Raw genomic sequence first — 21,494 nt, 5'->3', positions numbered from 1 at the left:
CGGCAGGGCCATCGCGAAAAGGTGAGTCGGCTCTGCCCTCACCCTTAGCCTCTCCCGGTTTCTATGGGGAGAGGGTTCGACGTGTCGCAACCACTGAAGCCCGCACCTATTTCTTCTTTGCCAAGAGCCCTTTCTTCTTCGCCAACAGCCCTTCCGCATCCTTGACGCCCAGTGCCGCAGGCCGTTCGCAGGTGGTCTGCATGGCAACGAACTTTCCGCTCGCGCCCGACCGCAACAGGCCGGTCATCACATCGACGGCATGCAGCGCCAGTTCCATCGAACAGCGATGCGGCCGGCCTTCTGCGATCGCCAGCGCCATGTCGGCGAGACCGGCGGTGCGATAGTTGGCCATCATGCCATGCGAATGCATCTGGTTGGCCACGCCGAACGGATGCTTCCATTTCGGCAACTTCTTGACCGGCTTGGCGGCATTGGTGAAGCGAACGTCGCCGCCGAAGAAATTCGGATCCGGCAAGAACACCGTGCCCAACTCGCCGTAGAGTTCCATCGGCGCATGGCCATGGCTCCACACGTCCCAACTGGTATTGAGCGTCACCACGGCGCCATTCTCGAACTCCATCACGCCGTGGATCGTCGTCGGCGTGGCGACCAGGACTTTTTCGCCGGCGCGAGGCTTGGACGAGATCATGCGCTCTGTCTTCGGGATCGAAGCGAAGGCCGCCACCTGCTTCACCGGCCCGATCAGCTGGATCAGGTTGGTGATATAGTAGGGTCCGATGTCGAGCACCGGGCCAGCGCCAGGCTGGAAGAAGAAGTCCGGATTGGGGTGCCAGTGCTCCATCCCATGGTTCATCACATGGCATGTGCCGCTGGTGATCTTGCCGAGCTTGCCACTGTCGATCAGGTTGCGGACAAGCTGGTGCGCGCCACCGAGGAAAGTGTCCGGCGCCGAGCCGATGCGCAGTCCGTCTCTCTCCGCCAGTTTCTTCAGGTCCAGCCCTTCCTTGACCGACAGCACGAACGGCTTTTCCGAATAGACGTGCTTGCCGGCGTCGAGGATCTGTTTCGACACCTCGTAGTGCACCGCCGGAACGGTGAGGTTGACGATGATGTCGATGTCGTCGGCCTTCAGCAGCCCTTCGACTGTCTCGGCGCGCAGCTTGAACTCCTTCGCCCGCGCCTTGGCCGCATCCATGTTGATATCCGCGCAGGCGCGCATCTCGATGCCGCGAAACAGCGGCGCAAACGAGAAATACGCCTTCGAAATGTTGCCGCAGCCGATGACGCCGATCCCAAGTTTTTTTGCCATGCTGGTTTGCTCCTAATAGGTCTTGGCGGCTGCGATCGAGCGGCGGGCGAAGCGCTCGATGTCGTTGGGGTTGTCCTGTTCCATGACGTAGTATTTGGCGGCGCTCTTGGCGCGCAGCGCCTTGATCAGACCGGCCCAGTCGATCGTGCCGTGGCCGACATCCGACCAGCCGTCCTCGTCGAGGCCCTCGCCGGGCTTGGCGATGTCCTTGACATGGACGGCGGCGATGCGTTTGCCATGCTTCTCGATCCAGGGCAGCGGATCTTCGCCGCCGCGCACCACCCAGGCAACGTCCATCTCCCAGCCGATGTCGGGCGCTGCCGCAAGGATATGGTCCTGCGGCACCGAACCGTCGGCAAGCTTTTTGAACTCGAAATCATGGTTGTGCCAGGCAAAGCCGTAGCCGGCTTTTTCAGCTGTCTCGCCGACCTTGGCCAGGCGTGCGCCGAAGCCGCGCCAGCCGGCCGTGTCGGTCGGCCTGCTCTCGGCGACCAGGTAGGGGCAGATGAGCAGAGTGATGCCGAGCGCGTCGGCGATTTTGCGCACGCCGTCGAAATCGTTCTCGAGCGCATCGATCGAGAAATGGCCGGTCGGCATGGCGAGCCCGTTCTTGTCGAGTTCGGCACGAAACGCCTTGGGATCGTCATAGACGCCGCCGAACCCTTCGACTTGCGCGTAGCCGAGCTCGCCCAGCAGCTTGAGCACCCCTTCCCAAGGTTGGAAATTGCGGGCGCTGTAAAGTTGGAATGACCAATTCATCGTCTCTGTCCGTTCTCTGGGGATGGGCTTGAGGGTGAAAATTTCGGGGAGTTACAGGCGGGTGCCGGTGGCAGCGTCGAACAGCGAAGCGCGCATCGGGTCAAAACCGATGCTCACCGTGTCGGCATTGTTTGGCGTGCGCTCGGATGTCACCCTAACGGTGAAATTCTGATTTGCGAGCTTCAGCCAGACCAGCGTGTCGGACCCCATGGGTTCGACGACGACGACATTTGCCGTGGCTGTGAACGGCCATCCGGAGCCGCTGTTGAAGGCGACATGCTCGGGCCGGATACCGAACACGGCCGCCCCTGGCACGGGCTCCTTTTCGAAAGCGTAGGTGGCAAGCGGAATCCGCGCATCCTCGGCGACGAAGTGCCAGTTGCCATCATTTTTCTCGAGCCGGCCGTCGAGGAAATTCATCGCCGGCGAGCCGAGGAAGCCGGCGACGAAACGGTTGACCGGGCGGTTGTAGATGGTCTGCGGGGCGTCGAGCTGCTGGATGACGCCGCCCTTCATCACCGCGATGCGGTCGGCCAGCGTCATCGCCTCGATCTGGTCGTGGGTGACATAGATCATGGTGTTCTGCAGCTTGCTGTGCAGCAGTTTGATTTCGACACGCAGCTCGGCGCGCAGCTTGGCGTCGAGATTGGAAAGCGGCTCATCGAACAGGAAGACGTCGACGTCGCGCACCAGCGCCCGCCCGATCGCCACACGCTGGCGCTGTCCGCCCGAAAGCGCCGACGGCTTGCGCTGCAGCAGCGGCTCGATCTGCAGGATCTCGGCGGCCCGCGCGATGCGCTTGGCGATCTCGTCCCTGGGAATACCGGCAACGCGCAGCCCGAAGGACAGGTTCTTCTCCACCGTCATCTGCGGGTAGAGCGCATAGGACTGGAACACCATGCCGATGCCACGGTCCTTGGGCTCCTCCCAGGTGACGTTCTTGCCCTTGATGAAGATGCGGCCGTCCGAAACGTCGAGCAGCCCGGCGATGCAGTTGAGCAAGGTCGACTTGCCGCAGCCGGACGGCCCGAGCAGCACGATGAACTCACCCTCGGCGACATCGATGTTGAGAGTTTCCAGCACCGAGATTGCGCCGAAATTCAGCGACAGGTCCTGGATCGAGACGCTGGGATTTTCGAGCCTTGTCATCATCATCCTTTCACCGCGCCGGCGGCGATGCCACGCACGAAAAGCTTGCCGGAAACGAAGTAGACGACGAGCGGTACCAGGCCGGTCAGGATGGTGGCGGCCATGTTGACGTTGTATTCCTTCACGCCTTGCACCGAGTTGACGATGTTGTTGAGCTGCACCGTCATCGGATAGGTGTCGGGGCGGGTGTAGACGACGCCGAACAGGAAGTCGTTCCAGATGCCGGTCACCTGCAGGATGATGGCGACGACGAAGATCGGCAGCGACATCGGCAGCATGATGCGGAAATAGATGCCCCAGAAGCCGGCGCCGTCGACGCGCGCCGCCCGGAACAGTTCCTCCGGCATCGAAGAGAAGTAATTTCGGAACAACAGCGTCAGGATCGGCATGCCGAAAATGGAATGGACGATCACCAGGCCGCTCAGGCTGCCGTAGAGGCCGATTTCGCGCAGGATGATGACGATCGGATAGATCATCACCTGATAGGGGATGAAGGCGCCGACGATCAGGATCACGAAGAAAGTGTCGGCGCCCTTGAAGCGCCAGTTGGCGAGCGCGTAGCCGTTCACCGAAGCGATGGCGATCGACAGGATGACCGACGGAACGGTGATGCGCACCGAGTTCCAGAAGCCGCGCGAGAGCCCGTCGCAGTTGAGGCCGGTGCAGGCGCTGGACCAGGCCTTCACCCAAGGCTCGAAGGTGATCTCGAGCGGCGGTGAGAAGATATTGCCGAGGCGTATCTCCGGCATGCCCTTGAGCGACGTCACCACCATCACATAGAGCGGCAGCAGATAATACAGCGCCACCACGATGAGCGTGCCGTAGAGGAAGATGTTGCGGCGCGAGAACACATGCCGCGGCTTGGGCCCTCGCGGCCCGGATGCCTCAAGCCCGATAGAGCCCGTACCGGCAGGCAGGGGAACGGCAAGGTCAGCCACGCTTCTTGCCTCCGAATTCGAGATAGGCCCAGGGAACGATGACGACCACCACCGACAGCAGCATCATGGTCGAGGCGGCGAAGCCCTGGCCGAGGTTCTGGGCGAAGAACATGTAGTCATAGACATATTTGGCCGGCACTTCGGAGGCGATGCCGGGACCGCCGCTGGTCTGGGCGACGACCAGGTCATAGACCTTGACGATACCGGCGGCGATGATGACCAGCGCGGTGATAAAGACCGGTCGCATCATCGGAATGATGATGAAGAGATAGGTTTTTAGGGTCGGTATCCCGTCCACCCGCGCGGCCTTCCAGATATCCTCGTCGATGCCGCGCAGGCCCGCCAGCATCAGGCACATGATCAGCCCGGTGCCTTGCCAGAGCGCGGCGATCAGGATGCCGTAGATGACGATGTCGGAATTGTAGAGCGGATCGAAGCTGAAGCTTTCCCAGCCGAGGCCGCGCACCACCCCCTGGATTCCGAACTCCGGGTTGAGCAGCCACTGCCAGACCAGACCGGTGACGATGAAGGACAGCGCGAAGGGGTAGAGGAAGATGGTGCGGAACGTGTCCTCGAAGCGGATCTTCTGGTCGAGCAGCGCCGCCAGTATGAAGCCGATGACCAGAGAGAACACCAGCGACAGCACACCGTAGACCAGGAGGTTCTCGATCGAGACCAGCCAACGCGGCGTCGACCACAGACGATAATACTGGTCGAGCCCGACGAAGTTCAGCCGCGGCAGCAGTTTTGAATTGGTGAAGGAATAGAGCACCGTCCAGGCGCTGCCGCCGACGAAGATCACCAGTGCGGTGAGGACCATCGGAATAGAGGCGACCTTGGCGTTAAGGTTGCGGAAGAGTTGGTTGGGGCGTTCGCTCTTGCTCATCTGCACAGCCGGGCTGGATCGGGTAAGGCCGAAGGGTCAGGGCGGAAGGGTCATGGCCTTGACCCTGAGCTCCCGGCCCCGCGGCGGGCCGGGAGCGAGCGGTTCGTCGATCGTCAGTCCGCTGAGGCGACGATGTCGGCGAAGCGCTTTTGCGCCTCTTCCACGGTCATGTCCGGCTTGGCGAAGAACTCGGAGAAAAGGTCCTCCTTCTGCTTTTGGGTGTCCTGCGACAGCAGCTGGTCGGTCCAGGGCATGACTCTGCCCTTGGCCAGGATGTCGAGCCCTTTCTTCATGCAGTCGTTCGCCGCCTTGAGGTCGATATCGCCGCGCACCGGCAGTGAACCCTTCTTGAGGTTGAAGGCGACCTGCGTCTTGGGATCGAGCAGCGTTTCGGCCAGCGCTTCCTGCGCCTTGGACTTTTCAGCGTCCTGCAGCAGCGGGAAGTAGAAGGCGTCGCCGCCGGTGGCGATGACCTCGTTCAGGCCAAGGCCGGGAAGGCACGTGTAGTCCTTGCCGGCGGTCTGGCCGGCAACCTGGAACTCGCCCTGCGCCCAGTCGCCCATGATCTGGCCGCCGGCCTTGCCGGAGATGACGAGATTGGTGGCCTGGTTCCAGTCCTGCACATTGGTGTTCTTCGCCATCTTGCGGGCATCGTCCGCAGCCTTGAACACCTTGGCGACTTCGGGCCCGGCGGCGAATTCCGCATCCTTGTCGCGATAGACCTTCAAGAAAGCGTCCGTACCGCCAACCGCCGTAAGCAGCACGTCGAAGGCGCCCGAGGATTGCCAGGGCTGCCCGCCGACCGCCAGCGGTATGATGCCTGCCTTCTCCAGCGCAGGGGCGGCCGCGACATATTCATTCCAATTCTTCGGCACCGGCACACCGGCCTTTTCGAAGGCCGCGTTCGACAGCCATAGCCACTGCCAGGAGTGGATGTTGACCGGCACGCAATAGATCTTGCCGTCGAGGGTGCAGCCGTCGAGCAGGCTCTTCGGCTGTACGATTTCCGCCCACTTGTCCCTGGTGGCGAGCTCGGTCAAATCGCGCATCAGACCGGCCTGCACCAATTCTTCCGCTTGCCTACCGTGGTTGAACTGGGTGGCGCCCATAGGGTCGCCGCCAGTGATGCGGCTGATCATGATCGGCCGCGCCGTGCCGCCGGAGCCGGCGATGGCGCCGTCGACCCAATGATTGCCTGTCGCGTCGAACGCCTTGGCGAATTCGGCGACCGCCGCCGCCTCGCCGCCCGAAGTCCACCAATGGGTGACTTCCAGATCCGTCGCTGCCGCCGGGCCGGCTAATGGCAGCGCCACCGCCAACGCAGCGGTCATGATTTGGTATCGCATTTCGGCTCCTCCCAGAATCTGAAACGTTACAGATTTTCGATACGGCAATTGTTGGAGGCGCGCAACCCCCGAAGTGGAGCAGCTCGGCGTTTTTTTCGAGCCGCGAACAAACTCGCCGCGCAATGTCCGCCACCTTCACCGCAGCAAGGCAGGCTGTACTGCAAAAATGATGCTGCAATGCGTGAAATACGGCAAACCCTTGCTCTGCGGGCAAGTCCTTGCCGACGCACCCCGACTTTGCGTCGAACGGAGCGCCGCTCATCCAAGTTAGCTTTTACTGGCCGTTGCGCGATGGCAAGTGACAATCTGTAACGTTTCAGTATATAGGGTGTTCATCAGGCGGGCGAGCCGCCGATTGCCGACCTGCACGGCAACTGCTATGCGCCTGACGGGCGGGATGAATGGACAGAGATCAGACGGAAAAGGACGACGAGGCGTCGGGACTGGGCCGGCCGACATTGAAGACGCTTGCCTTCATGACCGGGCTGGGCGTCACCACCGTGTCGCGGGCCCTGAAGGACGCGCCCGAGATCGGCGCCGAAACCAGGCGACGCGTCCAGCTCGTCGCCAGGCAGATCGGTTACCGCCCCAACCGTGCCGGTGTGCGCCTGCGGACCGGCAAGACCAACGTCATCAGCCTCGTGCTCAACACCGAGCGCGAGATCATGAGCTTTGTCTCGGACATCATCTACGGCGTCTCGGAAGTCATCGCCGACACACCCTACCACCTGATCGTCACGCCCTATTCACGTTCTCAGGATCCCCTGGACCCGATACGTTATCTGGTGGAAACCGGCTCCGCCGACGGCGTCATCATTTCGCGCGCCCAGCCGAATGACCCCAGGGCCCGTTACATGCTCGAGCGCGGCATCCCCTTCGCCACGCATGGCCGCACCGATATGGGGCTGATCCACCCCTATCATGATTTCGACAACTACGCGTTCGCGACCGAGGCTGTGCGCCACCTGGCCGGCATCGGCCGCCGCAGGCTGGCTCTGCTGGCGCCTCCAGTCGAGCTGACCTACCACAGTCATACGCTGAACGGCTTCACAGATGCGCTGAGCGAGGTCGGCGCCAGCGAGATCCCGTTCAACACCGTTTCGGTCGACCATTCGATCGAGCAGATCAGGATGAGGACCGCGCAGCTGATGCGCCGCGACGTCAGGCCGGACGGTTTCGTCAGCAGTGCCGCTGCCGCGACACTCGCCATCGTCGCCGGCATCGAGGACGCCGGCCTCAAGCTCGGCCGGGACGTCGACGTGGTGTCCAAGCAGTCGTCCGACCTGCTGCACCTGTTCCGCAGGGAGTTGCTGGTCGTCAATGAGAACTTTCGGCTGGCCGGCGCCGAACTCGCCCGCTCGGTGCTGGGCTGGATCGGCGGCGAAACACCGGGCTCCTTGCAGAGCCTGAGCAAGCCTGGCGAGGTTGTGGCCTATCGCCGTTCCGACTAGAGCGGGATACGTTCAAATTGAACTGGCATCCCGCTCCATCTATTTGTCTTAGTCGCATTTCTGCGGCGCCAAGTGATTCCACTGGCTGCAAAATGCGCGCTGCTGACTGGCAGCCTTGGGCCCGGAAGCAGTAGGTCCGCTTGTGGTGTAGGAAGGCTGATAGCGGACGTTCAACTCCCAAGTTCCGATGTCGTGAGTGACCCAAAGGTGACATTTGCCGGTCACCGGTTCCCGTCGTGCGTTCTGGGAGCGCTTCTACCGCAAGGCACTATCCTTCGCGCCAATGAAATGGTCTGGTTCCAAGAGACCCTATTGGCGCAACTTAGCTATTCGTGAATGCGACGTTTGACCAAGGCGGAAAAGATTTCGAGTGGCCAACCCATGAGTGCCCCCTCGGGAATTGAAATGCTCCTTCGCTGGCTTCGCAGGCTGCCGATTCCCAACGATCGCATCGGGCATCTCGTACTGAGCGCCTTCCTGCTCGCGACCGCAAACACCTTCGGTTCCTCCTTGGCGGCTGCCCGGTTTCTATCGACCCAAGGCGGCGAGGGGATCGCGATTTACTACATGGTGTTCGCTCTCGTCTCGATTCCCGCGTGGGTTGTCTATGCCCGGATGATCGACCGCGGCAGCCGTGTTGTCCTGCTGCAGCGGTTCATGGTCGCCGTCATTGTGATGACAGCATTGTTGATCCTCGCCAGCGGGTTTGGCGGTACGGCAGCGGACTATGCGCTCTACGCAGGAATCAGCGTGTTGGAGTCGCTGCTCTACAGCGTCTTCCAAGTGGTGTTGATCGATTATCTGACTGCGCGCGAAATGACGCGCTATTCGACGCGTGTCGCTGTCGCCTTGTCCGCAGGGGGCATGGTGGGTGGCAGCCTCGCCGGCTTGCTTGCAGGTTTCGTATCGCCCTTCTGGCTGCTCTTCGGCATGCCGCTGATACTGTGCCTCTGCCTCGCGCATCTGGCCTGGCTGTCTCTCCGCTGGAAGCCGGCGGGCGAAAGGGAGGAGCAGGGAGAGTCCGGAATACTTGAAAACCTTCGCAGCATAGGCAGCATGATGCGGGGATTTTTAATAGCAATTCTGCTTTCAACCGCACTTTTCCTGAATATTGTTACGCAATGCATCGCTGAGTATATGGTTTTCAACATCTACACCGACAGTTTTCCGGACGAACAGTCGCTTGCCAAGTTCTTCGGACTGATGAGCGGCGCCCTGAATTTTGTTGGCATGGCGATCGGGTTGTGGCTGACCAGCCCGCTGATGCAACGGCTCGGCATCGCGCGCATGAACCTTGTTTTCCCAGCCGCGTGCGGAGTGAGCTTCATCGCCATGCTTGCCAGTCCGGCGCTGCCGGTCGCGATGTTTGCGCACGTCGTCTATGATGGTCTTTCCAAGAATATCGATGCGCCGGTCACGGCAATCAACTACAACGCAGTTCCAGGGCGGTTTGCAAGCCGGCTGCGCGCCTTCAACGACAGCCTGATCTATCCGATGGCATTGGCCGTATCCGGGCTGCTGGTCTGGGTGGTGGCGCAATTCGCAGGTCTTTTCGGTGTCGGCGTGCTCGGCGTTGTTCTTAGCCTCTGCTTCCTCGCATGCGGATGGAGTATCGGCTGGCGCTATGTCAGCGGGCTTGTAGGGATACTGCGAGAGGGGGCTGTCGATCTCGATCGCGACGAGTTCCTGATACGCGAAGCATCGGCCGTCGCCGCGAGCAACAGTGCGGACCTCGTCGTGATGCTAAGTGGACAGGACAGAACTGCGACCGAACTTGCTCTGCGTATTGTTGCCCATACCTCGATAGGACCATTCCTCGAACCAATCACCGAGAAACTCACGACATCGGGCGACGAAACGGTCATCGCCCTGGCTCGTGGAGGCGACCGGCATGCAGCAGATCTGCTGACACTCTGGCCCAATGCGGAACCGGTGCTCCGCGTCCGCATCGCCCAGTACCTTGTGGCAGTGGGGCGATCCCTGCCCGAGGATCGGGATCAGGCACCGGTGATGATCGCGCTCGATTTGGCTGCACGCCTCGGCAAATCGCCGGAAGCGGCGCAAGCGCTCGTAACGATGGCCCAGTCTCAATTGGAGGTAGCCACGGCACTGCTGCCGATCGCCGCCGCGCGGTGCGACGACGCGTTCACGCCGATGCTCGTCAGCATCATTCGCAATCATGCTTCGCTTGAAGAGGTCATAGTCAAGACGATCGCTGCCCTGCCTTATTCCAAGCCCGGGAGTACTGGTCTGCCCCAGGACCTGCTCGAGGAAGCCGTCCGTTCCAACGACACGGGACGACGAGTGATTGGTTATCAACTGGCGGTGCGAGGAGGCTGGCCGGCGAAGCGTATCGCTGTCGGGCTGACGGATCGGGATGAATCGGTACGCCGCGTCGCAATCGCGGCATTGGTCGCCCGCAAGGATTCCGTGGCAGCGGTATTGCCTATGCTGCGAGACGAGAATCCATCCGTCCGCCTCGCCGTCATCGAGGTGCTCGGCCACGTAGGCGCCACCGAAGCCCTGTTCAGCTATCTGCAGAAAGATGCCTTCCCCCGTATTGACAGGTATCGCCAATGGCGTCAGGCAGTGCCCGACAGCAACCTCGCCTGGGCTGCGATCGCCAGAATTGCAATGGCAGAGGCCAATCAGGCCGCGATCGACGAGGTCCTGGTGACGCTTGCTGCCCTGGGCCACAAACAGACGGTCAGCTATATCCGGCGCTTCCTGAGCGCCCGCGACGAGCGTATGCGTGCTCGCGCGGCAGAGGCAATTACCGCCGTCGACCAGCGGCGGTTGGTGACGCCGCTCATCCCACTGCTTGACGGTGATACGGCCAAGCGTGGCAAGACCCTGCCTATCAAAACCGTGCTCGATGCCATGAGCACCTCCTCGTTGCCCTGGCTACGCCGGGCCGCTGTGGCTGCACGATCATTGGAGTCCGATATGCCGAATGCCGAACACGGTTTGCTCGACCGCCTGCTTTTCCTGCGCAATGTGCCAATTTTCGAAAGCTGCTCGCTCGACGATCTGTATGCGGTGCAACAGGTCATGAAGCGCACCGACTACCTATCCGACGAGGTTATCGTCAAGCAGGGCGCGCATGGCGAGGAGCTTTTTGTCCTCCTTGAAGGCGAAGTCAAAGTGAGACAGCGCGGTCCTTCGGGCTTCACCGACTTTGCAACGCTGAAACCCGGCTCGATGTTCGGAGAAATGGCGCTGTTCGGCGAAGGTGAGCGCTCGGCGGATATAGTTGCGGTCGGGTACGCAAGCTGCCTTGTGCTGGAGCGTTCGCATTTCGAGGACCTTGCCCGGCAGCGGCCGGGTATTCTGCTGCAGATCTGCCGGGTGTTGGGTGGAAGACTGCGTGCCGCGAACCAGAAACTCCATGACCTGCAAACAGCGAAGTCAGCAAGGAGTGGGTTGCTGGAATCCAGTTCTACAGCCCAATCGCGCGGATTGCAGTGATTTTCAGGTAATCGGAATGTCCGTTACGCGGCGCAAAGCTGCCTACCGTCTTGTCGCCAGCGCAAGTCAGATATGGGTCAAAACGGACGTTCAGTAGCGTACGTTACTGCACCTCTGCCGCTTCCAATCCACCGTCAGCCCGCGCATCAGCGGCTGAAGCTCCATTGTGCGCGGCTGCTTGCCATCAAGTATTGCCTCGATCAGATCCGGCGCGAGTAGCGTCAGCCTGAGCATATGAGACACGAACGACCTGTCGAGGGTCTCCCCTTCTGCCAGTTCGCTGATCGTCGCGAACTGGCCTGATTCCAGTTGCTGCTTCCAGCGGAACGCCTGCACGACAGCTCGAAGCAGCGTGTTGTCGATGCGTGGGCGTGACGGCACCCATGGCTCGGCGCCGGCTGGTGAGACGATGACCTTGCGGCCGCCGCGCTTGCGGATGGCGAGCGGGATAGAGACGGTCAGGGTGGTGCCGTCGCGATTGATCTCGTGATTTATCATCAGGCCGCCTTCCGCAGGTTCGGCCGAAGCTCGGCAATGATGCTGGTGATCCCTTCGGTTCGAAGACGAATGGAGATGCCTTCGACATCGACGTCGATGCGCTCGACCAGAAGCTGGACGATGCGGGCCTGCTCGGTCGGGAACAGTTCGTCCCAGAGCGCATCGAACTGGATTAGTGCGTTACGCACCTCGGTCTCGCTGATGTCGCTGTCTTGTTCGCACACCACGGTCCAAGTCTTCACGATCATCTCGGGCGATCGGAGCAGAGCGCGAAGCTGGTCGATGACGGCTGACTCGATCTCGCCTGCTGGCAATGCCCTGCCCGCTTGCGCGGTGTCTCGGCAATGATCGAACGAACCTTGTCCCAGAGGTCTCGCGATATGATCGCCTGGTGCTCGCCGGGATAGCTCGTGCCCTTGTGGACGGCTTCGCCGATGTACACCCGGTTGCTGAGCAGCTTGTAGAGATAGCCCTTGTCGACTGGCCTGCCACCGCGGCTTGTGACGCCGTCGGCATTCAGGGTGCGTGCCAGAATGGTTGCCGATCCGATCGACAGGAACCGCTCGAAGATCATGCGGACCGTTGCGGCATCTTCCTCCTGGATGACCAGTTTGCGATTTTCGACGCGATAGCCGAGCGGGACGTTGCCGCCCATCCACATGCCCTTCCGCCGCGACGCCGCGAACTTGTCGCGGATGCGTTCGCCAATCACCTCGCGTTCGAACTGCGCGAACGACAGCAGGATATTGAGCGTCAGCCGTCCCATCGAGGTCGTCGTGCTTTGCTGAAACCGTCATGCCGATCATCGGGTCATTGCAGAGAGCGGGCATCACCAGCCTCCGCGGCATTGCAATGGCCGAAGGTACGCCTGAACAAACACGGATTGCCCTGCTCAGGGACGGCGACTATTTTGGCGAGATTGCACTGCTTAAAAATGTCACTCGCACCGCGAGTGTGAAAACGCTCACCCCATGCACCTTTCTATCGCTGCAGCGCGAACAGTTTTCATATCTGCTCGAACGTGCACCGCACCTACGGGCGCGGCTGGAACAGGTGCTGACCTCAAGAGAGGCAGAAGGTGAAGCGGAGCGGCCTTTGACAAAGGGCTCTGCACATGATCCTCTGACCCGAGGCGTCGGTTTATCGACGGCATGATCCCGACCGAAGCGACTATACAGTAATGATGCATCACACAAGCCCTCCCTTCGGAGCAAGATGCTAATTACGATAGTAGAGCCGCATCGTCGATTTCCCGAGTCCAACGAACTATCCGTTACGCAGGAGTTTGCTGATGCAAAACGAAATTGTTTTTGCCCATAATCCTTTTAGCGAGCTGACGGAAGTTCGCGCTAGCGCCTTGCATGGTTGGGGTGTGTTCGCGAGACGACTCATCCCTAAGGGGACAGTTTGGTGGCAGGCGCGTTCGCAAGATGTGCTGGTGATAGAGCGAGATCAATACGAAGCTATTGACTCCTTGCCCCGTACCGTTCTTGTCAATGGGCTTCTGGACGCCATTTTGCATTATAGCTACTACCCGAGTGGTCTTAACCGGCTTATTTTGATCCTGGATGGAGCACAATTCACCAACCATTCATTCACCCCCAACTCCGTCGACGACCCAACCAAACTTCAAAGCTTAGCGCTTCATGATATCGGACCGGGAGCCGAAATCCTGGAAGACTATTCCCACTATGGAAAATGTCCGTGGGCCCCTCTGTATGGCGAATTCGCGAAAGCGATTTGGGCACGGAATTGATGCTGCTGTCACGTTTTTCCGTTGATCTCATTACCAAAACTTGCTGATCAGAACCATGGCCCCATTTTCGCATTCCGGCCCGCGCGCAGTGTCGGCCATGTCGCTCAGGGGGCTTTCCGGAGCCCGGAACGCGACCATTTCTCGGATTGCCTCTTGCTCGGCCTCGTGCGGGAGGTGTTCGCCATCGCCTCCGAACGTCCGAAAGGGGCCGGCAGCGGACCGGCAGCTTTTGGCGTCCGAAGAACGATAGCGGACGTTCAGCCCAGTGGGACCAAGGTCTGAAGCTGACCCTTTCGAGACCTTCCGGAGTCGAATTCTCTTCTTGAAAGCCGACATTGGCCGGAACCAGCACTCGTGACCCGAAGCAGTCATTGACTGTTGAAGGCTCAATGTCCCGAAAGGGGTAGGAGACCATCATTCCACCCAGGTAGCCGTTCTCGTTGCTGGCCACGATGGACTCCTCCGTGCGGCGCAAATACAATCGATCCAACCAGTGAGGCGATCACTTAATGGCTGATGAACGCGTCAAGCGCCGTCTTGCCGCCATCGCTGTGGCCGACGTGGTCGGCTACAGCCGAATGATGGAGGCGGATGAGGCGGGTACGCTGGCGGCACTGAAGGAGCGGCGCAAGGCGATCCTGGAGCCGATCGTTCGCGATCGCGGCGGGCGGATCGTCAAGCTTATGGGCGACGGCGTGCTGATGGAGTTCACCAGCGCGGTGAACGCGGTCGAGGCTGCAGTCGAACTACAGGCCAAAATGGCGGAGGCCAACCAATCCGTCACCGAGCACCGCCGCATATTGCTGCGTATCGGCATCAATCTGGGCGACGTGATCGGTGAGGGCTCGGACATCTATGGCGACGGTGTGAACGTTGCGGCTCGCCTCGAAGCCTTGGCAGAGCCAGGCGGGGTCTGCGTCTCGGCCAAGGTTCATGAGGAATTGCGAGGCAAAGGCAACGCTGCCTTCGAGGACATGGGCGAGGTGGCGCTCAAGAATATCGTCAGACCGGTGCGGGTTTACCGTGTGGAAACGAGGACTGGTCAAGTGGGCGGGCGGGCCGCAACGACGTCTGCTGCCAGGCCCTCCATTGCCGTTTTGCCATTCGACAATCTGAGCGGCGATCCCAGTCAACAATACCTTTCGGACGGCATCACGGAGGACATCACCACCGAGTTGTCGCGGTTCAGAAATCTTACCGTCGCGGCGCGTCACGCTTCGTTCCATCTTGCCAGGATGGGCATCAACCCAATGCAGGCCGCCCGCGATCTGGGCGCGAACTACGTCATCGAAGGTAGTGTGCGGAAGGCGGGCGAGCGGATTCGCATTACTGCACAGTTGATCGACGCAAGGACAGGCAACCACGTCTGGGCGGAGCGGTATGATCGCGAATGCGACGACATTTTTGCTGTGCAGGACGAAGTCGTGGCAGCAATCGTGACGACGCTCGAGGGGCGAATGGTGGCCGCTGCTGCTCTTCAGGTGCGCAAGCGGCCAACGTCGAGCTGGACGGCCTATGACTTTTTCCTGCAGGGCCGGGAGCTGGCCGACGCCAACATGGAGAAGGAGGCCGTTCCGCTTTTTTCCCGCGCGACGGCGATCGATCCCGATTTTGCGCACGCTCACGCCTGGCTGGCGATCGCTCTCCTCGGCCGCTACTGGTTCGACACCGATCCACGAACGCTGCACGAAGCGTCACTTGCCGCACAAAGAGCCATGGAGTTGGACAGCAACGATCCGACGGTCCACCACGCCAACGGCATGGTCATGGTGTGGCTCCGCGAATACGAACGGGCCGGCGTCCATTTCGACCGCGCCGTCGCTCTCAATCCGGCCGATGCGCAAATTCGCGCGGACCGAGCGAATTGGTTGCGATACGCCGGCCGGCCGGAGGAGGCTCTGGCTTCAATCGACGACGCGCTGAAGAGAACCCCGTTTCCACCACACTGGTTCTGGGTAATTCGCGCCAAAATTTTGTTGGAACTGAGGAGATATGGCGAAGTCGTAGCGGCCTTGGACAACATGCCAAAAAAGGATCACCCCGCTTGGCTCACACTGGCGGCCGCCCATGACCATCTCGGCCATGCCGCTCTCGCTGCGCATGCGCTGGCGAAGGCTCGCGAACTTAGACCCAGCATCTCATCGCGGGAACTGATCGCTGTGAATCCTTATGCTCACCGAGATGCGCTCAAACCTCTGCTCGATGGCCTGCGCAACGCCGGATTGCCGGAGTAAGTAGGCCGCCAATGGGACATTGAAAATTTACACCACGCGGCGAGTTCACCGGAACGCATGCGGATGGCTTCGCGGTCGCAAACGATAGTTCGTCCCTTGAGGTTGCGGAACACCGCGCCTCTTGCCCCGGCCGTAGGCTACGCGCGGAGTGGGTGACGAATGCGGCGTTTCGCGTTCGTATCGTGAATGCCCAAAGATGGCGCGACCGAGCCGGCGGTAGGATTCGGCTCTGCCGTACAGCCGCGGAGCGTTCTACGTCGCCGTTGGGTGGAGGACCGCCCTTCAAGTGTGGCTCTCGGAACGACGTGGTTGCCGGACATTCCGGTCTTTCAGCTTCAGTCGACGGCCAAAGGAGGCTTTTCCCGACGGCGGAATGACAATGCGCGCGGCTATGCGGCCGCGCGCTTCAGTTGTCGGGGGTCCGACTGATCAGATCGCCTGACCACCCGAAACCTCGATCCGCTGTGCCGTAACCCAACGGTTATCCTCGCCCAGAAGGCTTGCCACCATCGGCCCGATGTCGTCGGGCAGCCCCACGCGGCCAAGCGCGGTCATCCCTGCGAACTGCGCGTTGACTTCGGCATTGTCGCGCACCAGCCCGCCACCGAAATCGGTCTCGATCGCTCCGGGCGCGACCGTGTTCACTGTGATCCCGCGCGCACCCAGCTCTTTCGCCATATAGACGGTCAAGATTTCGACCGCCCCCTTGGCGGCCGCATAGGCCGAGAAGCCCGGATAGGACACGCGGGTCAGGCCCGAAGAAAAGTTCACGATCCGCCCGCCATCTGCGATGAGCGGCAGAAGCGCCTGCATGAGGAAGAAAACGCCCTTCACATGGACGTCGAACAGACCGTCGAACTGCGCCTCGGTGGTATCGCCGATCATGGCGAATTCGCCGTGGCCGGCATTGTTGATCAGGTAATCGAAGCTGTCGCGGCCCCAGGTCTCTTTCAGCGCCGCGCGCAGGGTCTCGGCAAAGGCCGCGAAGCTGGCGACCTCGCCGAGATCGAGCTGCAGGGCAACCGCCTTACGGCCCAGGGCTTCGATCTCGGCCACAACCTCGCGAGCCTGAGATGCGTTGCCGCGATAAGTGACGATCACGTCGCGGCCATGCTGCGCGATGCTGACAGCGGTGTTGCGGCCGAGGCCGCGGTTGGCGCCGGTGACAAGTGCGATCTTGGTCATGCGGGAAGTCCTTTCATCCGAAGCGATGGGGACAACATGCGGCAAGAGCGTCTCCAGTTGTTGCCGATTCCTCGCGTAGTCTTGCCTGTTCCTGCAAATCTGGATCGGCCTTGCCGCACAGGATTTGCCAGAATGTCCGGATTTCTTGCCTGATCCTTCTTTAGTTCTTGCCTGAAACGCCACCACCCTTCAACTTGCCCCCAATGAGCCGAACGCTTCTCGACCTTGTGCGCAGCTTTGCCGACACTCATGCCGACCGTTTCGGGGCGGCGTCGACGCCTATTCCCGGCCTGACCGCGATCCGCGCCACGCAGCCCGGCGAATTGCAGGTGGCTGTCAATCGGCCGCTGGTGGCCATGCTGTTACAAGGTGTCAAGCGGGTCACGATAGGGGCCGAGACATTGGAATTCGGTCCGGGCGAGTCGCTGCTGATCTCGGCCGATGTGCCCACGGTCAGCCAGATCACGCAGGCAAGCCTCGGCGCGCCCTACTATTCGCTGGTGCTGGAACTCGACCCCGTCCTTATGCGGGAACTCGCGGTCGAGATGGCGGCGGTCCCGGGCGATCCGTGCAAGCCTGTCCGAGTGGAGCCGACCGACGCAGATGTCGCCGATGTGGCCCTGCGCCTGATGCGGCTTCTGGACCGTCCCTCTGCCCTCCCGGTCCTGCAAGGGCCGTTGCTGCGCGAGATTCATTTCTGGCTTCTGGCGGGACGGCACGGATCGGCCCTCCGCAGCCTCGGCGGGGCCGATGGCCATGCACAACGCATCGCCCGTGCGGTCGCTATGATCCGCGAAAGCTATGCACGGCCGATCCGCATCGAGGAACTGGCCGAGGCCGCGGGGATGAGCACCTCGTCCTTCCACCAGCATTTCCGCCAGACCACCACGCTGTCTCCCTTGCAATTCCAGAAGCAGTTGCGCCTGATCGAGGCTCGGCGCCAGATGCTGGCCGATGGCATGAGCGTGAGTTCGGTGTCTTATGCGGTGGGCTATGAGAGCGTGCCTCAGTTCACCCGCGAATATGGCCGTCTGTTCGGCAAACCACCGGCCCGCGACATACGACAGGCACAGATGGATGCGTAGTCTGACTCTGCTTCAGAAGAAAGCGAGCGTCCGCTGTGGGCTCAATTGAGCCGTTCGTCGCGTCCGCCGCCGAGGACCGGAAAGGGTCGACACCTGCCGGAGCGTGAACGTCCCGTTCGGAGAACCGTCGGGAACGGCGGCTTATGGCGCAACCGCGACCTACCACCCGGCATCCGGAATGTCGGCTTTCAGTGAGCGGGCAAACCGACCACTATGACTGCCATCAGGCGCGAGTTCGCCGTCTACTGACTAATCCGGCGGCTAGGATCGGCGGCGCAAACCGGTTCTGTTCGGACTTGAGCTTGCCGTTCACAATACCTGCGCCATAACGGTTGTGTGGGAATGGATTTTCGCAAATCCGTCGATGAAGCGATCGATGGGGTAGGTCTGCTGGCCGGCCTGACCGGGCGATACAGCCAGTCGCCGGCGCTGGTGGTCAGAGAGCGTCCTCGGTTCGGGCTCGCGATCGGAACCCGGTCGAGATCGTCTCTTGAACGGAAGGCGGCCCCGTTGCCGCAGGTGATTTGAGATGCACAATCACCCGAAACAGAGCCGGGGCACCGATCGACTGAGTCCACAAAAGCACAGCGATCGGCCGAGGGAGACGGACAACAAGCGCCTTGCCGATCAGATTCGCAAGTTTCTCCGTAAGCACTATGCGAGCAAATATCGAGTGCGGTAAACAGTGGTCGCTCCACTTGGAACAAGAAGGGGAGATCGTCATGGCAGAGAACATTGCCCAGAAAACCTGTACGCCCTGCCGCGGCGGCATACCGCCGCTGACCGAGAAGGAAGCCGGCGGATATCTTTCTCAGACGCCGGGCTGGAATCTTCTGGAGGCGGGACACCTGATACGCCGCAAATTTAAGTTTGCGGATTTTCGGGAAGCACTCACCTTCGTCGACAGGGTCGGCCGGTTGGCGGAAGAGGAAGGGCACCATCCGGACATCTGCTTCGGCTGGGGCTACGCGGAAATCTCGCTGCAGACCCATAAGATCAGGGGCCTGCACGAGAACGATTTCATCATGGCTGCGAAGATCAATCAGCTAGCTGGTTTGTAGGAGCGGCCCTTGCTCAGCGCAGGCCGAGCTGCGTGCCGCACTTTGATAACGAAATCTGAAACCGCTGCCGATAGCCGGTTCCAGATTATCCCCATGCCCCCAAGAAACCACGTGGTCTGCTGAAACCCAGGCTCTCCCAAATCGTTGTGGTGTTAAACGGAGGACCGACCATGCGCAATTTCCTGATCAATTCCGCCCTTGCCTTGGCAATGGGCATTTCGGGCTTGCCGCTGATTACCGGCTCCACCGCGGCACAAGAATTCGAGTTCAGCATCGGCCGCGATGGCCCGCAACTCCGCACGCGCGAACGTTGCGATCCTTACGAAGACGATGACTGCTACGAGGGCCGCTATGCCGAGCAGCGCGTTGTTCGTCGCGGCTGCGCGGAAGACCGAGCGCTCGACAAGGCCGAGCGGATGGGCGTCCTACGGGCACGCATCGTCACGGCGGGTCGTCGCACTATCGAAGTGCGCGGTCGGTCGCGCGATGGTGAGCGCGTCTATCTGACTTTCGGCCGCGAGCGCGGCTGCCCCGTCTATTGACGCAAGTCAGTGCGAGCCGATGACCACGGCATAGGTGCCGAGTGTGCGGGCGAAGTAAGACCGTCCAGTGGCTAGGCTGTGGGACGAAAACCGCCAGAAGTTGGACTACCCCTTGGGGCGACTCCCGCTACGCGAACGCCCGCTTTGGGTCATGTGTAGGGTTTCGGATGCCGGCCCAAGCGAAAGCCTGTCCTTCGGCAGGGGGCCGACGTCGGAAAGCCTCCAGGGAAGGAAACCGCGACCTCAATATGTATGCCGGCAATGTCTGCTTACGGGAAGTGGCAAAGCTGGCCTCAACGGCCGACATGGGGCGCTAACCTGCCGCTCCGCTCCCCCAAGGGCCATGGAACGCGCCCGGCCCGTCGAAGCGCTCGAAGCCGTGCGCGCCGAAGAAATCGCGTTGCGCCTGGATCAGGTTCGAGGTGCCGCGGCCCTGGCGATAGCTGTCGAAATAAGCAAGCGCCGACGACATCGCCGGCACCGGCGAGCCGGCTTCCGACGACCTTGCCACGATGCGCCGGAGCGATGGATGCGCGTCCTGCATCATTGCGATGAAAGCCGGCGCCATCAGCAGATTGGTGGCCGCCCCGCCGCTGCCGAAGGCTTCCGCCATGGTGTCCAGCAATTGCGAGCGGATGATGCAGCCTGCCCGCCAGATCTTGGCGATGGTCGGCATCGGCAGGTTCCAGTTGAATTCCTTCGACGCGCCGCTCATCACCGCGAAGCCTTGCGCGTAGGCTGATATCTTGCCGGCGAACAGCGCCAGTTCGAGATCGCCAAGAAGCGCGTCCTTGTCTGCGGAAATCTTGGTCAAGCCGCCATTGCCATAGGCCTTTTCGGCGGCCAGGCGCTCGTCCTTGATCGACGACAAGACGCGCGCCGCCACCGCGGCCTCGATCACCGTGGCCGGAATGCCGAGCTGCTGCGCCTCGATGACCGACCATTTGCCGGTGCCTTTCTGGCCGGCGCGGTCGAGGATGATGTCGACCATCGGCTTGCCCGTCTTCGGATCGTCGGCAGCCAGCACCTTGGCGGTGATTTCGATCAGATAGGAGTTGAGCCGGCCCTTGTTCCAGCCGGCAAACACCTGTGCGATCTCCTTCGGCCCCATGCTTAAGCCGTCGCGCAAGATGCCGTAGATCTCGGCGATCATCTGCATGTCGGCATATTCAATGCCGTTGTGGATGGTCTTGACGAAATGCCCGGCACCATCGGTGCCAAGCCATGCCGCACAGGGCTCATCCCTGAACTTGGCCGAAATGGCGGTCAGCACCTTTTCGACGCGTTTCCAGGACTCTTCCGTGCCGCCGACCATGATCGACGGTCCATGGCGCGCGCCCTCCTCGCCGCCGGACACGCCCATGCCGATGAAGGTGAGACCCGAATCGGAAAGCTCGGAAAAGCGTCGCATCGTATCGCGGAAATTGGCGTTGCCGGCATCGATGACGATGTCGTTGGCCGACAGCACGCCGCGCAGCGCCGATATCTGCTCGTCGACCGGCTTGCCGGCCAGCACCATGATGATGATCGGCCGCGGCGGCCGAATGGCGGCGGCGAGTTCCTCCAGGCTGTAGCAGGGCACGACCATGTTCTTCAGCGCGCCGGCATTCTCGACAAAGGCGTCGGTACGTGCGGCGGTGCGGTTGAAAACGGCTATACGGTGCCCCTTCTCGGCGATATTGAGCGCCAGGTTGGAGCCCATCGTGCCAAGGCCGATCAGACCGATTTCGGCTTTTTCCATCGTTTCTTCCCTGCTTTCGGATCATTTGCCGAGGCCGCGATTTGCGGCGACGCTCATTCTTCTCCGGATTCTTGCCGAGATGATTGACGGGCCTTCAGGGCCGCGTCAACCGCACTCGCCGAATT

At 61.3% G+C, this 21,494-nt stretch carries 19 protein-coding genes; 8 read left to right on the top strand and 11 right to left on the bottom strand.

Translation table 11 applies throughout. The annotated features are described in order from the left end of the window. Positions 1 to 106: 106 nt before the first annotated feature. The 6 genes from AC0L14_RS18465 to AC0L14_RS18440 all read right to left on the bottom strand — a co-directional run bounded on the left by AC0L14_RS18465 (position 107) and on the right by AC0L14_RS18440 (position 6,348). The gene (locus AC0L14_RS18465) at positions 107 to 1,270 is read right to left on the bottom strand and encodes a Gfo/Idh/MocA family protein (protein ID WP_473750296.1); all 1,164 of its coding nucleotides are present in this window, start codon (positions 1,268 to 1,270) and stop codon (positions 107 to 109) included. A gap of 12 nt (positions 1,271 to 1,282) precedes the next feature. Continuing rightward, the gene (locus tag AC0L14_RS18460; RefSeq protein WP_473750295.1) at positions 1,283 to 2,029 is read right to left on the bottom strand and encodes a sugar phosphate isomerase/epimerase family protein; all 747 of its coding nucleotides are present in this window, start codon (positions 2,027 to 2,029) and stop codon (positions 1,283 to 1,285) included. Positions 2,030 to 2,080: 51 nt separating this feature from the next. Continuing rightward, entirely contained in the window at positions 2,081 to 3,178 is a 1,098-nt protein-coding gene (locus AC0L14_RS18455; protein WP_473750316.1) for an ABC transporter ATP-binding protein, read from the bottom strand. A gap of 2 nt (positions 3,179 to 3,180) precedes the next feature. After that, positions 3,181 to 4,116: a carbohydrate ABC transporter permease gene (locus AC0L14_RS18450; RefSeq protein WP_287329336.1), complete on the bottom strand. Its 936-nt coding sequence runs from the start codon at positions 4,114 to 4,116 to the stop codon at positions 3,181 to 3,183. Beyond that, the gene (locus AC0L14_RS18445; RefSeq protein ID WP_023797405.1) at positions 4,109 to 5,002 is read right to left on the bottom strand and encodes a carbohydrate ABC transporter permease; all 894 of its coding nucleotides are present in this window, start codon (positions 5,000 to 5,002) and stop codon (positions 4,109 to 4,111) included. Before AC0L14_RS18445 ends, AC0L14_RS18450 begins: the two co-directional genes overlap by 8 nt. Positions 5,003 to 5,115: 113 nt before the next feature. Continuing rightward, positions 5,116 to 6,348, bottom strand: a complete 1,233-nt coding sequence (locus tag AC0L14_RS18440) for an ABC transporter substrate-binding protein (protein WP_473750294.1) — start codon at positions 6,346 to 6,348, stop codon at positions 5,116 to 5,118. A gap of 401 nt (positions 6,349 to 6,749) precedes the next feature. Here AC0L14_RS18440 and AC0L14_RS18435 point away from each other — a divergent pair, with 401 nt between their 5' ends. Beyond that, positions 6,750 to 7,799 carry a LacI family transcriptional regulator gene (locus AC0L14_RS18435; protein ID WP_473750292.1) on the top strand — a complete coding sequence of 350 codons (1,050 nt, stop codon included), beginning with the start codon at positions 6,750 to 6,752 and terminating at the stop codon, positions 7,797 to 7,799. 345 nt (positions 7,800 to 8,144) lie between these two features. Beyond that, positions 8,145 to 11,267, top strand: coding sequence for an MFS transporter (locus tag AC0L14_RS18430; protein WP_473750291.1), 3,123 nt, complete (start codon positions 8,145 to 8,147; stop codon positions 11,265 to 11,267). A gap of 90 nt (positions 11,268 to 11,357) precedes the next feature. On the opposite strand, the gene AC0L14_RS18425 is transcribed toward AC0L14_RS18430, so the two are convergent. From AC0L14_RS18425 to AC0L14_RS18415, 3 genes are read right to left on the bottom strand one after another with little or no spacing between them, the layout of a single operon-like run. Then, complete coding sequence (locus AC0L14_RS18425; protein WP_287074210.1) at positions 11,358 to 11,765, bottom strand: hypothetical protein; 408 nt, start codon at positions 11,763 to 11,765, stop codon at positions 11,358 to 11,360. Continuing rightward, positions 11,765 to 12,007, bottom strand: coding sequence for a hypothetical protein (locus AC0L14_RS18420; protein WP_473750290.1), 243 nt, complete (start codon positions 12,005 to 12,007; stop codon positions 11,765 to 11,767). The genes AC0L14_RS18425 and AC0L14_RS18420 overlap by 1 nt, the downstream gene beginning before the upstream one ends. Positions 12,008 to 12,009: 2 nt before the next feature. Further along, entirely contained in the window at positions 12,010 to 12,531 is a 522-nt protein-coding gene (locus tag AC0L14_RS18415) for a recombinase family protein (RefSeq protein WP_473750289.1), read from the bottom strand. A gap of 29 nt (positions 12,532 to 12,560) precedes the next feature. Here AC0L14_RS18415 and AC0L14_RS18410 point away from each other — a divergent pair, with 29 nt between their 5' ends. From AC0L14_RS18410 to AC0L14_RS18400, 3 genes are all read left to right on the top strand, one after another. Further along, on the top strand, positions 12,561 to 12,920 hold the full coding sequence (locus AC0L14_RS18410; protein ID WP_473750288.1) for a cyclic nucleotide-binding domain-containing protein: 360 nt from the start codon (positions 12,561 to 12,563) through the stop codon (positions 12,918 to 12,920). Between the two features lie 136 nt (positions 12,921 to 13,056). Beyond that, positions 13,057 to 13,521: an SET domain-containing protein-lysine N-methyltransferase gene (locus tag AC0L14_RS18405; RefSeq protein WP_287057300.1), complete on the top strand. Its 465-nt coding sequence runs from the start codon at positions 13,057 to 13,059 to the stop codon at positions 13,519 to 13,521. A 509-nt stretch (positions 13,522 to 14,030) separates the two neighbouring features. After that, positions 14,031 to 15,755 (top strand): adenylate/guanylate cyclase domain-containing protein, encoded by a 1,725-nt coding sequence (locus tag AC0L14_RS18400; protein WP_473750287.1) that lies wholly within the window; start codon positions 14,031 to 14,033, stop codon positions 15,753 to 15,755. A gap of 429 nt (positions 15,756 to 16,184) precedes the next feature. On the opposite strand, the gene AC0L14_RS18395 is transcribed toward AC0L14_RS18400, so the two are convergent. After that, entirely contained in the window at positions 16,185 to 16,940 is a 756-nt protein-coding gene (locus tag AC0L14_RS18395; RefSeq protein WP_473750286.1) for an SDR family NAD(P)-dependent oxidoreductase, read from the bottom strand. A 203-nt stretch (positions 16,941 to 17,143) separates the two neighbouring features. On the opposite strand from AC0L14_RS18395, the gene AC0L14_RS18390 reads away from it, so the two are divergent. The 3 genes from AC0L14_RS18390 (at position 17,144) to AC0L14_RS18380 (ending at position 19,628) form a co-directional block, all read left to right on the top strand. Then, the gene (locus AC0L14_RS18390) at positions 17,144 to 18,025 is read left to right on the top strand and encodes an AraC family transcriptional regulator (RefSeq protein ID WP_473750284.1); all 882 of its coding nucleotides are present in this window, start codon (positions 17,144 to 17,146) and stop codon (positions 18,023 to 18,025) included. Between the two features lie 722 nt (positions 18,026 to 18,747). Further along, complete coding sequence (locus AC0L14_RS18385; RefSeq protein WP_473750283.1) at positions 18,748 to 19,086, top strand: 4a-hydroxytetrahydrobiopterin dehydratase; 339 nt, start codon at positions 18,748 to 18,750, stop codon at positions 19,084 to 19,086. 170 nt (positions 19,087 to 19,256) lie between these two features. Beyond that, positions 19,257 to 19,628: a hypothetical protein gene (locus tag AC0L14_RS18380; RefSeq protein WP_473750282.1), complete on the top strand. Its 372-nt coding sequence runs from the start codon at positions 19,257 to 19,259 to the stop codon at positions 19,626 to 19,628. Positions 19,629 to 19,941: 313 nt separating this feature from the next. Here the strand turns inward: AC0L14_RS18380 and gndA are convergent, their stop codons facing one another. Then, entirely contained in the window at positions 19,942 to 21,369 is a 1,428-nt protein-coding gene (gene gndA / locus AC0L14_RS18375; protein ID WP_473750281.1) for an NADP-dependent phosphogluconate dehydrogenase, read from the bottom strand. Positions 21,370 to 21,494: the final 125 nt, after the last annotated feature.

The sequence above is a fragment of the Mesorhizobium sp. WSM4841 genome (genome assembly GCF_055811515.1).
Note: the sequence above shows the minus strand (reverse complement) of the source record. Positions and strands in the feature narration are given on the sequence as shown.